Genomic DNA, 16121 nt, shown 5'->3' on the forward strand with positions numbered 1-16121 from the left:
TATGGGCAGGGGTGGGATGAGTGCGGGGGCTTACGCCGCCCGCATCCACACCGCCGTGTCGTGGAACGCCGCACCGCCGGCCGGCGGCACCGGTTCCGGCGAGGTCAGGCTGTTGATGCCCATGCCCTCGACGAAGGCGCTGTTGGGCCAGATACCTTCGACGATCACCACGCCGCGCGGCACACCGGCGAAGGACTTCGCATGGACTACCACGCTGCCTTGCGGGTTGCCCAGCCGCACCGCGTCGCCGTCGGCCAGAGCCAGCCCGGCCGCGTCGTCCGGGTGGATCAGCGCGGTGGGACGGCCTTCACGCTTCTGGGCGGTCAGCGTCTCGGTGAAGGAGGTGTTGAGGAACTGGCGGGCCGGGGCGGTGACGAGGCGGAACGGGTGCTCCGCATCGGCATCGCGGGCGGGGGGCATATGGTCGGGCAGCTCCGGCATGCCGCCATAGGGGCCGAGCGCCGCCCAGTCGGGGGCGAAGCGGAACTTGGCATCCGGATGGGCGAAGCCGTTGAGGAAATGCGAGGTCTCGAAGTCCGGCTGGGCGTCGATCCAGCGCTGCTCGCTCAGCGTCGCCGCGTCGCCGAGGTTGGACGCCTTCAGCATGGCGTCGATGATCTCCAGCGCGGTCATGCCGAATCCCGGATGCTCGGCGCCGACGCGGCGGGCGAGTTCGCTGATGACCCAATGGTTCTCGCGCGCCTCGAACTGCGGCTCGATCACCTTGCGGCCGATCAGGATGTGCATCTGGCCGCCGCCGCGGTAGATGTCGTCATGCTCCAGGAAGGTGGTGGCGGGGATCACCAGATCGGCCAGCTTCGCCGTGTCGGTCATGAACTGCTCATGCACCGCGACGAACAGATCCTCGCGCAGGAAGCCCTGGCGGACGCGGTTGGAATCCGGGCAGATCGTCACCGGGTTGGTGTTCTGGATCAGCATCGCCGTCACCGGCGGGCCGCTGGTCAGGTCGCGCGGGTCGCCGGTCAGCACCGCGCCGATGCGCGACTGGTCGAAGCTGCGCACCGACTTGTCGAGGCGGTCCAGACCCTCCGACAGGGTCTTGTCCAGCTTGTAGATGCCGGACGAGCAATAGAGCGCGCCGCCGCCCTTGTGCTGCCAGGCGCCGGTGACCACCGGCAGGCAGGAGACGGCGTGGACCTGCGCCGCCCCATTGTGGGCGCGCGACAGGCCGTAGCCGACGCGCAGATAGCTCCGCTTGGTGGTACCGTAGAGGCGGGCGAACTCCTCGATCTCCGCCACGGTCAGGCCGGTGATGGATGCTGCCCATTCCGGGTTGCGGCTGGCGAGATGTGCCTCCAGCGCCGCGGTGTCGCCGGCGAGACGGTCGAGATAGGCGCGGTCGGCATAACCGTCGCGGAACAGCACATGCATCACCGCGCAGGCCAGCGCCCCGTCGGTGCCCGGCCGCAGCATCAGGTGCAGGTCGGAGACCTCGGCCGTGCCGGTGCGGTAGGGGTCGATGGTGACCAGCTTGGCGCCGCGGCCCTTGCGGGCGCGGCTGACATGGGTCATCACGTTGACCTGGGTCGCCACCGGGTTGCCGCCCCAGTTGACAATCAGGTCGCTTTCCGCCATCTCGCGCGGGTCGGCGCCGCGGATGTCGCCATAGCCGGCGAGCCAGCCCATGTTGGCCGGCGTGTCGCACACCGTGCTGGTCTGGCGCGAATAGCCCTTGGCATGGCGCAGGCGCTGGATGCCGCCGCGCTGCACCAGACCCATAGTGCCGGCGTAGAAATAGGGCCAGACCGCTTCCGGGCCATAGGTCCGCTCGGCGGTCAGGAAGGCGTCGGCGATGCGGTCCAGCGCCTCGTCCCAGCCGATTTCCGTCCACTGGCCGGAGCCCTTGGGGCCGGTGCGCAGCAGCGGGGTCTTCAACCGGTCCGACGAATGCACGCGCTCGGCATAGCGGCTGACCTTCGCGCAGATGACGCCGGCGGTGTAGCTGTTCTCGGCGGCACCGCGCACCTTGCCGATGCGGTCGGGGGCGAGGCGTTCCACCTCCAGCGCGCAGGTGCTGGGGCAATCGTGCGGACAGGCGGTGGGCAGGAACTGGGCCGACAAGGCTAACCTCTGGTCTGGCTGGCGGCGGGGAAGGTCGAAGTTTAGGCCCTGCCCCGCGCCGGCTTCAATGCGCAACAATGTATGGGTACAAAAAAGCGGGGCCGCGAAATCCCTTGTCCGGACTTCGCGGCCCCTGCCGATTCAGCGAGAAAGTCCCCTGACGACTTGCGGCTTTACATGAAGCCGAGCAGGCGCGGGAACCACAGCGTGATCGCCGGAACATAGGTGACGAGGCCGAGGAAGATCAGCATCGTCAGCAGCCACGGCCACACCGCCACCGTCAGCTCGGTGATGCCCATCTTGGTGATGCCCGAGGCGACGTAGAGGTTCAGGCCGACCGGCGGGTGGCACATGCCGACTTCCATGTTCACGATGATCAGGATGCCGAAATGCACCGGGTCGATGCCCAGCTTCATGGCGACCGGGAACAGGATCGGCGCCATGATCAGGACGATGGACGACGGCTCCATGAAGTTGCCGGCGGCCAGCAGGATGATGTTCACCACCAGCAGGAAGACCCACACGCCCATGTTCTGGTCGAGGATCCAAGCCGCCATGTTCTGCGGAATCTGCTCCGACGTCATCAGGAAGGAGAAGAGCACCGCGTTGGTGATGATGTAGAGCAGCATCGCCGACATGCTGGCGCTGTCCAGCAGCACCTTCGGCACGCGGCGGAGCGGCATGTCCTTGTAGATGAAGACGGCGACGAAGAAGGCATAGACCGCGGCCATCGCCGCCGCCTCGGTCGGGGTGAAGATGCCGCTGTAGATGCCGCCCATGACGACGATGATCAGCAGCAGGCCCCAGAAGCTTTCGCGCAGGGCATGCATGCGCTGGGCAAAGCTGGCCTTGGGCAGGCGCGGATAGCCGAACTTGCGGGCGCGGAACCAGGTGGTGAAGCCGAGGAAGCAGGCCAGCAGGATGCCCGGCACCACGCCAGCGATGAACATCTGGCCGATGGAGGCGGCCTGCGGGTGGCCGGTGGTGGCGACGCAGTACATCACCATCACGATGGACGGCGGGATCAGGATGCCGAGCGCGCCCGAAGTGGTGATGATGCCGGCACCGAAATTCTTCGGGAAGCCCTGCGCCACCATGGCCGGCAGGATGATCGAGCCGATGGCGACCACGGTGGCCGGGCTGGAGCCCGACACCGCCGCGAACAGCGCGCAGGCCATCACGCCCGCAAGGCCGAGGCCGCCGTGCCAGTGGCCGACCATCGAGGTGGCGAAGTTGATCATGCGGCGGGCGACGCCGCCATGGGTCAGGAAGTTGCCGGCCAGGATGAAGAACGGGATCGCCATGATCTCGAACTTCTCGATGCCGGTGAACAGCTTCAGGGCCACGGCGTCGATCGGCACGTCGGTCATGAAGAACAGGAAGGACAGCACCGTCAGGCCGAGCGAGATCGAGATCGGCATGCCGGTGAGCATGAGGGCCAGCAGAAGCCCGAAGATGATGGCGGCGTTCATGCCGGACCTCCTTCATTGGCGGCCTCGACCGGGTCGATGCCGTCGACCTGGGCATGGTCGTGGTGGGGCAGTTCACCGGTGCGGACGAAGGTCCAGGCGACCTGGAGGAAGCGGAAGCACATCAGGTAGGAGCCGAGCGGCACCGCCAGATAGATGATCCACATCGGCCATTCCAGATCGGCTGACACCTGATCGGTTTCCGACATGTGCCAGACGAAGCGGGCGCCCAGCGACCCGACGATGCCGGTGAACAGCGCGCCGGCCCCCAGCCCGAACAGCACGAACTTGGCACGCAGGTGCGGTTCCATCCGGTTGATGATGACGTCGACGCCCACATGGATGCCGGTGCGCACGCCATAGGCGGCACCGAACTTTGCCATCCACACGAACATGTAGATGCACAGCTCCTGCGCCCAGGCGAGGTTCCAGTGCAGCACATAGTCCTGGATGTAGGGAACGCCGGAGAAATAGCGGTGGACGACGGACGCGAAGATGACGAGCGTCGCCCCGGCCATGAGCGACGCGATCAGCGTCTCCTCAAGCCGGTCGAGAATTTTCATAAACATGTCGGGGGGATCTCCCGGTCGGCGGAGATGATTTCGCGTTTGTTAAGTCGTCCTGCTCCCTGCTAGAGAGCCAAGGATCGACGCTTCCGTCAGCGGTGAATGTCCTCTCTCCCCCGGGGAGAGGGAGGGGACCCGCCGCGCAGCGGTGGGGAGGGGGAGGGGGCCGGCGCGCTCTGCGCGCCGCCAAGGGGCATGCTGCCCCTTGGCAATCCCTTGGCACAGGCTTCCGCCTGTGCTGCCCCCTCACCCTGACCCTCTCCCCGGAGGGGAGAGGGAAATCCGCCTGACGGCTCAAATCACATTTTGAAGCCGGCCGCGGCCGATTCCTTGTAGATCGCTTCGATCAGGTCCTTGCCGACGCGGGATTCGGCGTCCTTGTGGACCGGCTTCAGGGCCTTGACCCAGGCTTCACGCTCTTCCTTGGTCTGGGTGTGGAACTCGGTCTTGCCGGAGGCCTTCATCTGGGCCAGCGCCACGTCGTTCTCGTTCTGGGCGATGTCGTTGGCGTAGTCGGTCGCCTCCTTCATCGCCTCTTCCAGCTTGCCGCGGACGTCGGCGGGCAGGCCTTCCCAGAACTTCTTGTTCACGATGACCGCATAGCCGAGATAGCCATGGTCGGTCAGGGTGGCGTTCTTCTGAACCTCGTGCATCTTCTGGGTGTACATGTTGGACGGCGGGTTCTCCGTGCCGTCGACGACGCCGGTCTGCAGCGCCTGGTACACTTCGGAGAAGGCCATCACCTGCGGCAGGGCGCCCAGCGCCCGCATCTGGGCGTCCAAGACCTTGGACGACTGGATGCGCATCTTCAGGCCCTTCACGTCCTCCGGCTTGATGAGCGGCTTGTTGGCGCTCATGATCTTGAAGCCGTTGTCCCAATAGGCCAGACCGACGATGCCCTTGGACTCCAGCTTCTTGAACAGGCTCTTGCCGATCTCGCCCTTGGTGACGCGCTGGAGCACCTCCTTGCTGGGGAAGATGTAGGGCAGGTCGAAGACCTCGAATTCCTTGGCGCCCAGCGGGCCGAACTTGGCCAGCGACGGGGCCAGCATCTGCACGGCGCCCAGCTGCAGCGCCTCGAGCTCTTCCTTGTCCTTGTAGAGCTGGCTGTTCGGGTAGACCTCGATCTTCACCTTGCCGGCGGTCAGCTTCTCGGCCAGCTCCTTGAACTTCTCGGCACCCTTGCCCTTCGGCGTCTCCGGCGCGACGACGTGGCTGAACTTGATCACGATCTGGTCCTGGGCCCAGGCCGTCGAAATCGCCATCGGCGCCGACATCATGCAGCCGACCGCCGCCGCGCACAGGAGCTTCACGAGTTTCATAGGTGCGTCCCCCTCTGGTATTCATTGTAGACGAGACTGACTGTTCGGCCCCGTACTTGTTGCGCATTGTTCATGATCGGACGAATTGCGGCTATTGTGGATATCCGCAGAGTCGGCCTATTCCACTTTCGTACGGTCCCGCCATCCCCTGCCCCCACACTTTCGTGTCCACACCGATGCCGAAGCCATCCCGCACATCCAGTCCTGCCGTCCGCATCGGGCGGGCGGTGCCGCACGCCATGCCGGTGGTGGCGATGGCGCTGGTCGTGGTGCTGCTGGGCGCCTTCCTGTGGCTGTTGCAGCGCAACGAGCGGGAGGAGGAGGCGCTGGCGCTGATCAAGGACGCCCTGTGGGTGGAGCAGAACCTGCACTTCCAGCTCGCGTCGGACGAGGACAAGCTGGAGAGGCTGGCAGAAACGCTGGGCCGGGTTGAGGTGGACCTGCGGCAGTTCGGCGCAATGGCCCGGCTGGTGGTGAACACCAATCCGGCGATCGAGCGGGTGCTGTGGCTCGACGCCCAGGGCCGCACCCTGCTGGCCGAGCCGCCGCTGCCGGGGAACGGCGGAACGGATACACCTTCGGAGCCGGCCGGCGCGGAGGGGATGGCACGCGACGACGCGGTGCGGATCGCGCGGTCCTCCGGCCTGCGGGCCTATGGCGCGCCCTACCGGATCGACGCCACCGACCGCGGCTTCGACGCCGCCTTCCCGCTGTTCCGCGACGGCGCCTTCGCCGGCACGCTGGTCGGCGTCTTCTCCTTCGAGGCGATGCTGACCCACCATGTCCCCTGGTGGTTCGCCCAGCGCTACCAGCTGGAGGTGGTCGACGCCACCGGCACGGTGCTGGGATCGAAGTCGCGCATGTCGGTGCCGGGATCCATGGCAGGACCGGCGCCCGACCCCGCGCGCAGCCACCTCATCCCGTTCGATCCGCCCGGCCATGGGATGGCCCTGGTCGCCACCGCCTACCCCACCGACTCCAACGTCACCCGCACAGTTCTGGTGGCGGCGATCTTCGCGCTGACCGGATCGGCATTGTGGAGCCTGTGGTCGCTGCGCCGGCACATCGCCGGCCGCCTGCGCGCCGAGGAGGCGCTGCGCGAGGAACATGCCTTCCGCAAGGCGATGGAGGACAGCCTGACCGTGGGCATGCGCGCCCGCGACCTGGAAGGGCGCATCACCTACGTCAACCCGGCCTTCTGCCGGATGGTTGGGCTGGAGGCGGACGATCTGATCGGGCGCGGCCCGCCGGCGCCCTATTGGCTGCCAGAGGAGATCGACCGGGCCGAGGCCGCCTTCCAGGACGTGCTGGCCGGCCGGGCGCCGGAAAGCGGGCTGGAGATGCGCTTCCAGCGCGCCGACGGCGAGCGGTTCGAGGCGCTGATCTACGAGGCGCCGCTGATCGACGCCAACGGCCGGCAGACCGGCTGGATGGGCTCCGTCCTCGACATCACTGAGCGCAAGCGCGCCGAGGAGCTGGCGCGCCAGCAGCAGGAGCGGCTGCAACAGACCTCCCGCCTGATCACCATGGGCGAAATGGCCTCCACCCTGGCGCATGAGCTGAACCAGCCGCTGTCGGCCATCGCCAGCTATTGCACCGGTTGCCTGAACCGGCTGCGCTCCGACCGCTGCGACACGCAGGAGGTGGCGGCGGCGCTGGAGAAGCTGGCCGCCCAGGCCAAGCGCGCCGGGCTGGTGGTGCGCCGCATCCACGACTTCGTACGCAAGCGCGATCCCAGGGTCGCCCCCTGTTCGCTGGCCGAGGTGCTGGAGGATTGCGTCGGGCTGGCCGGCAGCGACGCCGCAAGGCTGGGCGTGCGGGTGGAGCTGGATGCCCCGGCCGATCTGCCGCCGGTCACCGGCGACCGCATCCTGCTGCAACAGGTGGTGCTGAACCTGATGCGCAACGGGATCGAGGCGATGGCCCGCACCCCACGCGCCGACCGCCGCCTGACCGTCACCGTCCGCCAGACCGACTGCGATGGCGGCGAGGACGGCAAGGATGGCGCCCGCCTGCTGCTGACCGAGATCCGCGACCATGGCTGCGGCGTCGCCCCCGACGTGGCCGACCGCCTGTTTTCCCCTTTCTTCACCACCAAGCGCGAAGGTATGGGCATGGGCCTGAACATCTGCCGGTCCATCGTCGAACACCACCGCGGCCGGCTGTGGTTCGAGACGTTGGCGCCGGAGGGAGATGGAAACGGGGATGCAACGGGAGCCGCCGCCGCCGGCACGCGCTTCCTGTTCACCCTGCCCGTCCATGCCCGCACGCCGGACCGGACGACCGGTCCGCATCCCGGCGGCCCACATCCCGCCGGCCCACATCCCGATCACACCGCCGAGGCTGCCGAATGACCACGCTCCACATCGTCGACGACGACGAGGCCATCCGCGACGCGCTCGGCTGGCTGTTTCAGTCGCGCAACGTCCCGGTGGCGGGCTGGCCGTCGGCCGAATCCTTCCTGGAGTCGTGGCGGCCGGACACCGCAGGCTGCCTCCTGCTGGACATTCGCATGGAGGGGATGAGCGGGCTGGAGCTGTTCGACCGGCTACTGTCCAAGGGCTGCCGCATGCCGGTGATCTTCCTGACCGGCCACGGCGACGTGCCCATCGCCGTCGGCGCCCTGAAGAAGGGGGCCCGCGATTTCGTGGAGAAGCCCTTCAACGACAACGAGCTGGTCGACCGGGTGATCGACGCGCTGGCCTTCGACGCCGAACAGCGCGAGCGCGAGGCCGGTCAGGCCGGGCTGGCCGCCCGTCTGGCCACCCTGACCCAGCGCGAACGGCAGGTGATGGAGCTGGTCGTCGCCGGCCGCCTGAACAAGGTGATCGCCGACGAGCTGGGCATCAGCATGCGCACGGTCGAGGTCCACCGCAGCCATGTGTTCGAGAAGATGCGGGTGAAGACGGCGGTGGAGCTGACGCGGTTGCTGACGGGTGCGGCCTGATTGCTCCCGCCGATAAGGGAAAACCCAGGGGACGACGGAGGTGCCTGGAGTCCCCACCTGTCCCGTACTAGTCTGTTCGCACCACTCCGGTGGTCGTCCCCGACGGTCTGGAGCATCAGCGGTTGAGGTTTCGGTTACCCAGTTCCATCCTCGCCATCGGTCTGGCCGTGACGGCACCGCTGCTGCTGTTCGGCGCCGTGATGGTCTGGCAGCTCGATGCGCGCGACCGGGCGGAGACGGAGGATGCGCTGCAATCGGTGGCGCAGTCGCTGTCGCTGGCGGTCGACCGTGAACTGGCGAGCCAGCTGCGGCCGCTCGAACTGCTGGCGTCGCTGCTCCAGCCCAATGCCGACGATCTGCGCACCCTGTACCAGGAGACCACCACCGCCACCCACAGCCAACCCGGCTGGCTGGCGATGGGGATGGTCGACGCCGACACCGGCCGCTTCGTCTTCCACACCCATTACCCGCTGGGCGTCCAGCCGCTGCCGCCGCCCCGGCTGGACGAGATCACCCGCCATGTCATCGAGAGCCGCCGCGCGACCATCGGCGGCGTGCTGCCGCCCGGCGGACCGCCGGGCCGGCCGTCGCTGATCCTGCGGGCACCGATCCTCCAGTTCGACCCGGACCGCCAGAACGACCGGGTGCGCTACATCCTGTCGCTGGCGCTTGGGCTGGAGGGGCTGTCCAGCGCCCTGCGGACCCGCGACACCCCGCCGGAATGGACGGTCACCGTCATCGATCCGACCATGCTGATCGCCGCCCGCTCGCGCGATGCGGCGGCCTATCTGGGCCAGAAGGTCTACGCATCGCTGGAGGCGCGGATCCGGACCGGCAGCAACCGCATGTTCCTCGGCCAGACCAGGGACGGGGTCGAGGTCCACTCTGTCATACACCGCTCACCCGAAACCGGCTGGGCGGTGGTGCTGGGCGTGCCGTCGGCCCTCGTGCAGCAGAAGCTGAACGCCACCCGCATGACGGTGGTCGGCGGAGCGGCCGCCGCCTGCGCGGCGACGCTGATGCTGGCGCTGCTGGTGTCGCGCGCCTACCGCCGCCGCCGCAGCGCCGAGGAGGAGGTGCGGCGCGCCCGCGAGGCGGTGCTGATCGAGCAGCGCCGCCGGCTGCAATCGGAAAAGGAGCATGCCGAGGCGGCGAACCGGGCCAAGAGCGATTTCCTGGCCAACATGAGCCACGAGCTGCGCACCCCGCTGAACGCGATCATCGGCTTCGCCGAGGCTCTGATGTCCGGCATCTTCGGCCCCTCCCCGCCCAAGCATGTCGAATATCTGACCGCCATCCACCAGTCAGGCCGCCTTCTGCTGGATCTGGTGAACGAGCTTCTGGACATGGCGAAGATCGAGGCCGGACGGCTGGAACTGTTCCCCGCCTGCGTCGCGCTGGGCGAGCTGCTGGAGGATTGCCTGTCGCTGATGGAGGCGCTGGCCCTGCGCAAGGGGGTGGTGCTGACCAGCGGCGCCATCGCGTCCGATCTTCAGGTCACGGTGGATGGGGTCCGCATGCGGCAGGCGGTGCTGAACGTCCTGTCCAATGCCATCAAATTCACCCCGTCGGGCGGTGCCGTGCGGGTGGAGGCCAAGCCCGGGCCCGGCGGAACCGGTGCCGTCATCGTGATCGCCGACACCGGCGTCGGCATGAGCGCAGACGAACTGGTGATCGCGATGGAGCCGTTCCGTCAGGTCCACAATTATCTGACCAAGGCGGAGGCCGGCACCGGCTTGGGCCTGCCGCTGGCCCGCCGCTTCGTCGAGGCCCATGGCGGCACCCTGACCCTGGACAGCAAGCCGGGCACCGGCACCACGGTGACGATCATCCTGCCGTAAGGAAGGCAGCGGGAGGTTAAGTCGGGATGTGGAGTTCCGCCTTTAACCCCGGCGGGGCGGACGGCCGGGGAGCGTGGCGCGCTGAAGCTTGGCGCCGGCCATGTCGGCACCGTCCATGTCGGCGCTGTCGAGATTGGCGTCGGACAGGTTCGCCTGAACCAGACAGGTGCCGACCAGCAGGGCGCCGCGCATGTCGGCTCCCATCAGATTGGCGGCCCAGGAGCGGCCGGTGGGGCGGCCCGACGGATCCTTGATCGCCGCCGGGCCGAGCCGCACTCGCGTCAGGTCGGCGCCGGTCAGCACGGCGTAGCTGAGGTTGGCGCCCGACAGGTCGGCGCCCATCAGGTTGGCGCCCTCCAGATTGGCGCCCGACAGATCGGTCATCATCAACCGCGCGCCGGTCAGCGCCGCCGCCGACAGGTTGGCCCCCCGCAGCGAAGCGGCGCTGAGGTTGACGTTGCGCAGATCGGCACGGCTGAGGTCGGCGCCGTCCAGATCGGCCCGCTGGCCGCGCTGGCCGAAGCTGTCGATCCAGCGCTCATGGTCGAAGATGGCGCGCTGGATTTCCGACCCCATGCTGTCGATGGGGCGGGTCATCTGCGCCGTGGCGATGCGGGTGGAGGACAGGTCGCAGTCGGCCATCCGCGTGCCGACCATGTCGGCCTTGTCGAAGCGGGTGCCGTCCAGCGCCGCCCCCGACAGGTTGGCGCCGTTCAGCCGGGCGCCGGTCAGGTCCGCCCCGGTCAGCACCGCCCCGGAAAGATCGGCGTTCTGCAACATGGCACCGCTGAGGTCGGCGTCGGACAGGTTGGCGCCGCGCAGCACCGCGCCGGTGAGGTCGGTGGGAATGCCGCCCTCCGCCATCATGCCGTTCTGGAGGCGGGAGAGGGCCGCCTTGTGGATCTGGCGGGCGCTTTCGGCGTCCTGCGCATCGGGGCCGGTGCCGCGGCGGGCGGTGCCGCCCGGTTCCAGCGTGCCGGCGCGCAGGTCGGCGCCCTTCAAATTGGCGTTCGAGAAGTCGGCCGCGCGCAGCCGGGCGCCACGCAGGTCGGTCTGCATCAGGTTGGCGCGGCTGATGTCGGCATCGCGCAGATCGACGCCGAACAGGTCGGCGCCGGCCAGATTGGTTCCGTTCAGCCGCCCGCGCGCCAGCCGCGCCCCGACCAGACGGGCGCCACGCAGGTCGCGCTGCGACAGGTCCACCCCCTCCAGATCGGCCATGGCGAGGTTGGCGCGGGCGCCGCCCGGCTGGCCCTTGATCCAGCGGGCGTGCCGCTCCAGCACCTCGGCCAGCTGGTCGGGCCGAAAGAAGGAGACGGACTGTGCGGTCGGGGTGGTGGCGGTTGGCACGGACAACTCGACGCCGTGAAATGGTTACATCGCGACAATCATGCGGTTCATTCCTTACCGAAGGCTGAATGAATCCCCCTTTTGCGCACCCTCTTTCGGAGGATGCGGTTCGGCGGCCCGCCGGCATGGCGCATCGGCGGGAAAACGGGGATTCCAGCCGGGATGGATAGGAAAAACGGAAGCTTGGCCATAGCAACGGCCATAGGCCCCGGCACCTCCATCGCTGTGACTTTACCGCGTCGGTCCCGAGTCGCGCACGTTACGGTTCTGTAATCGAACCGGTTGCGAACGGGTCGCGAACAGCCCCGACCCGGCTTCCCGCCCCTGTTCCGGGCGAGGCCGCGGAATCCCTCGACTCCCCCAAAAAACAGCATCGGTTAAGCAATGGTTTCTTGACAGAAAAGGCCACGGGCATCCTAAAAGTGTCCCACCTTTCGGATAAACGCACCGCAGCACGCCTTGACCTTAGCCAGGGTGTGACTTTGGCCGTAACCGGGACGGCGGGGTCCAGACGATGGATTCCGGCTGCCGGAGCGGAAAAACGGGATATGAAGGAAGAATGATGAAGGATGCGGACGCCCGGTCGATCACGACCGCACGCCCGAGCGTCGGCGAGAGCCACGCCACCGAACGCCATCATCTTGATCGCCGCCATCTTCTGCGCGCCGGCCTCGGTCTGGCGGCGGTCGCCTCTGCCGGCGGGACCCTGTTTACCAGCGAAGAGGCGGAAGCTGCGGCGCTCCGCGCTCCGCCGCGGGTGCTGTCCCTGGTGAACCTGCACACCGGTGAGCGCGTCAGCGCCGAATACTGGTCGCGGGGCAAGTATGTCCGCGACGCGATGCGCGCCCTGAACCGCGTTCTGCGCGACCACCACAACAATTCAGTCCATGCGATGGATCCGAAGCTGATCGATCTGGTCCACTCGCTGAGCCGCAAGATCGGCCGGCGCGGCCCGATCGAGATCGTCTCGGGCTACCGCTCGCCGGAGACTAACGCGATGCTGCGGGAAGCCGACGGCAGCGGCGTGGCGCAGAACAGCTATCACATGCGCGGCATGGCAATCGACCTGCGGGTCCAGGGCCTGTCGACCCGCCAGCTCCAGCGTGCGGCGCTCAGCCTGCGCGGCGGCGGGGTCGGCTATTACCCGGACAGCAACTTCGTCCATGTCGACGTCGGCCCGCTCCGCCACTGGTGAGCGGCCGGACCACCGATACAGGGTCGTCCCCATCGCTTGAACGTTCAGTACGATGTGGCGCCAAGTCCAGACGGGCTTCGGCGCCACAGTCATTTTCGGGGCATCTCCTGTTTCACCCGGCCCGTCGGGCCTGCCGTGGGAGTCCTCCCGGCGAATGCCCCTTCCCGCATTTTTCGAACAAGGCCGATTGCGACTTGTTACCACACCTTATGGTAGATTTCTCTGATTTCTTTGACCCTTGAATTGTTTATCATCCATCTCTCACAATTTTTGAAACGCTCTGTTTTGCAAATGGGGGGGGCAAGCATATGGGATACCTGTTTGGTGGACCCGGCGACGACACGCTGCTCGGAGATTATGGCGACGACACGCTGGATGGCGGCGACGGCAACGACACTCTGTTCGGCCGTGCTGGGAACGATGTTCTGGTCGGGGGAGCAGGCAATGACACCCTGTTCGGCGGTGACGGGGATGATGTCCTGATCGGCGGGGCCGGCGACAATGTGCTGTTCGGCGACGCCGGGAACGACAGCTTCTATCTCGACACTGCGACCGCGGCCCGCCTTTTCGGCGGCGATGGCGACGACACGGTCCTTGTCCGCTACGCCGGCGGTGTCGACCTGAATATCTCCAACTCGATCGAGCATGTCATCGGCGGGGTCGGCAATGACACCGTGACGGCGGCCAACTCCTACTCGGCAGTGACGATGGCCGGCGAGGACGGCAACGATGTGCTGACCGGCGGTTCCGGCAACGACACGCTGTCCGGTGGGACCGGTGACGACAGGCTGCGGGGCGGCGGCGGTGACGACGTGCTGCAAGGCGGGGCCGGCGCCGACCTGTTCGATTTCTCGGTCAGCTTCGGCGGCAGCGGCGGCAACGACGTCGTGGGCGATTTCGACGCCGCGGAGGGTGACCGGATCGGACTGTTCACGTACCAGAGCTACACGGTGAGCGCCAACGCCCAGGGCGAGGCTGTTCTCGACATTTCCGGCTTCGGCAGCGCGTCGACGGTCACCCTCTCCGGGGTGATGGCCCAGGACGTGTCGAGTTCCTAGTTCACCGCCCTCTGAAATGAGGAAGGCGCCGTCCCCGGCAGGGACGGCGCCTTTCCCATTGCTCCTGGGCGGATGAAGACCGCCCTACCCCACCTTCAGCTTGCGGCGCAGCAGCGACAGCGGTGCGGTGTCGTCCAGGCTGGGCTGGAAGGCGATGGTGACCTCCTTCAGCGCGTTGTCCCAGCTTTCCGGATTGGTGCCTTCCGGCGCCTCGACCGAGGTGAAGCCGGTGCGGACCAGGAACAGGTACTGGTCGGGGATGACATGGCCGACAGCGCGGATCTCGCCGGTGTAGCCGTAGCGCTCCCGCAGCTCGCGTGCGGTGGAGAAGCCGCGACCGTCGCGGAACTTCGGGAACTCCACCGCCACCAGGGAAAAACGGTCGAGGTCGGCGGCGATGGATCCTGCCAGCGTGCCGCTCTTCAGCCGCACGCCAAGCCGGGCGTTGCGGCCCTCGAAGCTGTCACGCTCCGCCTGCCAGCGCTCGAAGCTGATGATCACCGGGCGGTCGTTGGGAACCGGCTCACCATCGGGGATGAAGCTCCAGGCGTCCTCGCCGATGCGCCCATTCTCAATCAGCGGCATAGATTCTCTCCTTGAACGGGGCATGGCCAACGCGCTTGAGCGTGTCGATGAAGCGCTCGCCCTCGCCCGTGCGGTTGGCGAGATAGACGTCGACGATGGCCTCGATGGCGTCCACCGCCTCGGTCTCGGTCACCGCCGGGCCGAGGATGTCGCCGATCTCCGTGGTCAGCGTCGGGTCGCCGCCGACGGTGATCTGGTAATATTCGGTGCCCTTCTTGTCGACGCCGAGGATGCCGATGGCGCCGACATGGTGATGGCCGCAGGCGTTGATGCAGCCGCTGATCTTGATCCCCAGCTCGCCGATGGTGCGCTGGCGGACCGGATCGGCGAAGCGGGCGGAGATCGCCTGGGCCAGCGGGATCGCGCGGGCATTGGCCAGCGCGCAGTAGTCCAGGCCCGGGCAGGCGATGATGTCGCCGATCAGCCCGGCATTGGCACTGCCGAGGCCGGCGGCGTCGAGCTGCTGCCACAGGTCGTACAGCTCGTCCTTCTTGACGTGCGCCAGGACGAGGTTCTGGACATGGGTGACGCGCAGCTCGCCGAAGCTGTGCCGCTCGGCCAGATCGGCGACGAGGTCCATCTGGTCGCAGGTGGCGTCGCCGGGGATGCCGCCGGCCGGCTTCAGCGAGATGGTGGCGATGGCGTAGCCCGGCGCCTTGTGCTCCGCGACATTCACCTCAAGCCAGTTGGCGAAGGCCGGATCGGACGCCTTGGCGCGCTCCAGCGCTTCGGAATGGTCGGGCAGCTCCTCGAAGGGCGGCGGGGCGAAATGCTGGCGGACGCCCTCGACGATCTCCGGATCCAGGCGGTACTTCGGCCCGCGCAGCCGCGCGAACTCCTCCTCGACCTCCTGGGTGAACTTCTCCAGCCCCAGCTCATGCACCAGGATCTTGATGCGCGCCTTGTAGATGTTGTCGCGGCGTCCGTACTGGTTGTAGACGCGCAGGATGGCTTCGAGATAGGCGACGAAATCCTCCTCGGCCACCCACTCGCGCACCAGCTTGCCGACGAAGGGCGAACGGCCGAGACCGCCGCCGACATAGAAGGAGAAGCCGGCCTCGCCCTTGTCGTTGCGCCGGGCCAGCAGGCCGACGTCGTGGATGCGCACCGCGGCGCGGTCGCTCTCGGCGCCGGAGATGGCGATCTTGAACTTGCGCGGCAGATAGGTGAACTCGGGGTGCATCGTCGTCCACTGCCGCAGGATCTCGGCATAGACGCGGCCGTCCACCACCTCGTCCCTGGCGGCGCCGACGAAGGGGTCGGTGGTGACGTTGCGCACGCAGTTGCCGCTGGTCTGCAGCGCGTGCATGTCGACCTCGGCCAGCTCATGCAGGATGGCCGGGGTGTCCTCCAGCTTGATCCAGTTGTATTGCAGGTTCTGGCGGGTGGTGAAATGGCCGTAGCCGCGGTCGTACCTGCGCCCGATCTCCGCCAGCTTGCGCAGCTGGGTGGCCGACATCACGCCATAGGGCACGGCGATGCGCAGCATGTAGGCGTGGAGCTGGAGATAGAGGCCGTTCATCAGCCGGACCGGCTTGAACTCCTCCTCCGTCAGCTCGCCGGACAGCCGGCGCTCGACCTGTTTGCGGAACTGCTCGACGCGCTCGGCGACGAACTGCCGGTCGATCTCGTCATAGTGGTAGATGCCGGCACGGGCGCCGGGCGCGATGTGGTTCATGTCGATCAACCCTCAGGGCCGCCGGAAC

At 67.5% G+C, this 16121-nt stretch carries 12 protein-coding genes; 5 read left to right on the plus strand and 7 right to left on the minus strand.

What is annotated here, in order from left to right; genetic code table 11:
* Window positions 1–30: 30 nt before the first annotated feature.
* From ABNQ38_RS19250 to ABNQ38_RS19265, 4 genes are all read right to left on the minus strand, one after another.
* Window positions 31–2082 (minus strand): molybdopterin oxidoreductase family protein, encoded by a 2052-nt coding sequence (locus ABNQ38_RS19250; protein WP_377809764.1) that lies wholly within the window; start codon window positions 2080–2082, stop codon window positions 31–33.
* 173 nt (window positions 2083–2255) lie between these two features.
* Window positions 2256–3554 carry a TRAP transporter large permease gene (locus ABNQ38_RS19255; protein ID WP_109050609.1) on the minus strand — a complete coding sequence of 433 codons (1299 nt, stop codon included), beginning with the start codon at window positions 3552–3554 and terminating at the stop codon, window positions 2256–2258.
* Window positions 3551–4120, minus strand: coding sequence for a TRAP transporter small permease (locus tag ABNQ38_RS19260; protein WP_377809765.1), 570 nt, complete (start codon window positions 4118–4120; stop codon window positions 3551–3553). Before ABNQ38_RS19260 ends, ABNQ38_RS19255 begins: the two co-directional genes overlap by 4 nt.
* A 296-nt stretch (window positions 4121–4416) precedes the next feature.
* Window positions 4417–5439 (minus strand): TRAP transporter substrate-binding protein, encoded by a 1023-nt coding sequence (locus ABNQ38_RS19265; RefSeq protein WP_377809766.1) that lies wholly within the window; start codon window positions 5437–5439, stop codon window positions 4417–4419.
* Window positions 5440–5615: 176 nt separating this feature from the next.
* Here ABNQ38_RS19265 and ABNQ38_RS19270 point away from each other — a divergent pair, with 176 nt between their 5' ends.
* The 3 genes from ABNQ38_RS19270 (at window position 5616) to ABNQ38_RS19280 (ending at window position 10227) form a co-directional block, all read left to right on the plus strand.
* Window positions 5616–7793, plus strand: coding sequence for a PAS domain S-box protein (locus ABNQ38_RS19270; protein WP_377809767.1), 2178 nt, complete (start codon window positions 5616–5618; stop codon window positions 7791–7793).
* Complete coding sequence (locus tag ABNQ38_RS19275; RefSeq protein WP_109050605.1) at window positions 7790–8386, plus strand: response regulator transcription factor; 597 nt, start codon at window positions 7790–7792, stop codon at window positions 8384–8386. Before ABNQ38_RS19270 ends, ABNQ38_RS19275 begins: the two co-directional genes overlap by 4 nt.
* Window positions 8387–8508: 122 nt before the next feature.
* Entirely contained in the window at window positions 8509–10227 is a 1719-nt protein-coding gene (locus tag ABNQ38_RS19280) for an ATP-binding protein (RefSeq protein WP_377809768.1), read from the plus strand.
* Window positions 10228–10269: 42 nt separating this feature from the next.
* On the opposite strand, the gene ABNQ38_RS19285 is transcribed toward ABNQ38_RS19280, so the two are convergent.
* Window positions 10270–11577: a pentapeptide repeat-containing protein gene (locus ABNQ38_RS19285; protein WP_377809769.1), complete on the minus strand. Its 1308-nt coding sequence runs from the start codon at window positions 11575–11577 to the stop codon at window positions 10270–10272.
* A gap of 559 nt (window positions 11578–12136) precedes the next feature.
* On the opposite strand from ABNQ38_RS19285, the gene ABNQ38_RS19290 reads away from it, so the two are divergent.
* Window positions 12137–12772 carry a DUF882 domain-containing protein gene (locus ABNQ38_RS19290; protein WP_377809770.1) on the plus strand — a complete coding sequence of 212 codons (636 nt, stop codon included), beginning with the start codon at window positions 12137–12139 and terminating at the stop codon, window positions 12770–12772.
* Between the two features lie 308 nt (window positions 12773–13080).
* Window positions 13081–13830 (plus strand): calcium-binding protein, encoded by a 750-nt coding sequence (locus ABNQ38_RS19295; RefSeq protein WP_377809771.1) that lies wholly within the window; start codon window positions 13081–13083, stop codon window positions 13828–13830.
* Between the two features lie 84 nt (window positions 13831–13914).
* On the opposite strand, the gene ABNQ38_RS19300 is transcribed toward ABNQ38_RS19295, so the two are convergent.
* Both ABNQ38_RS19300 and ABNQ38_RS19305 read right to left on the minus strand, forming a co-directional pair.
* A complete protein-coding gene (locus ABNQ38_RS19300; protein ID WP_098740282.1) occupies window positions 13915–14415 on the minus strand; it encodes a DUF934 domain-containing protein in 501 nt (166 codons plus the stop codon).
* The gene (locus ABNQ38_RS19305) at window positions 14402–16093 is read right to left on the minus strand and encodes a nitrite/sulfite reductase (RefSeq protein ID WP_377809772.1); all 1692 of its coding nucleotides are present in this window, start codon (window positions 16091–16093) and stop codon (window positions 14402–14404) included. Before ABNQ38_RS19305 ends, ABNQ38_RS19300 begins: the two co-directional genes overlap by 14 nt.
* Between the last annotated feature and the right edge of the window lie 28 nt (window positions 16094–16121).

It is taken from the genome of Azospirillum sp. A29 (assembly GCF_042604625.1).
Taxonomy (GTDB): Bacteria; Pseudomonadota; Alphaproteobacteria; order Azospirillales; family Azospirillaceae; genus Azospirillum; species Azospirillum palustre.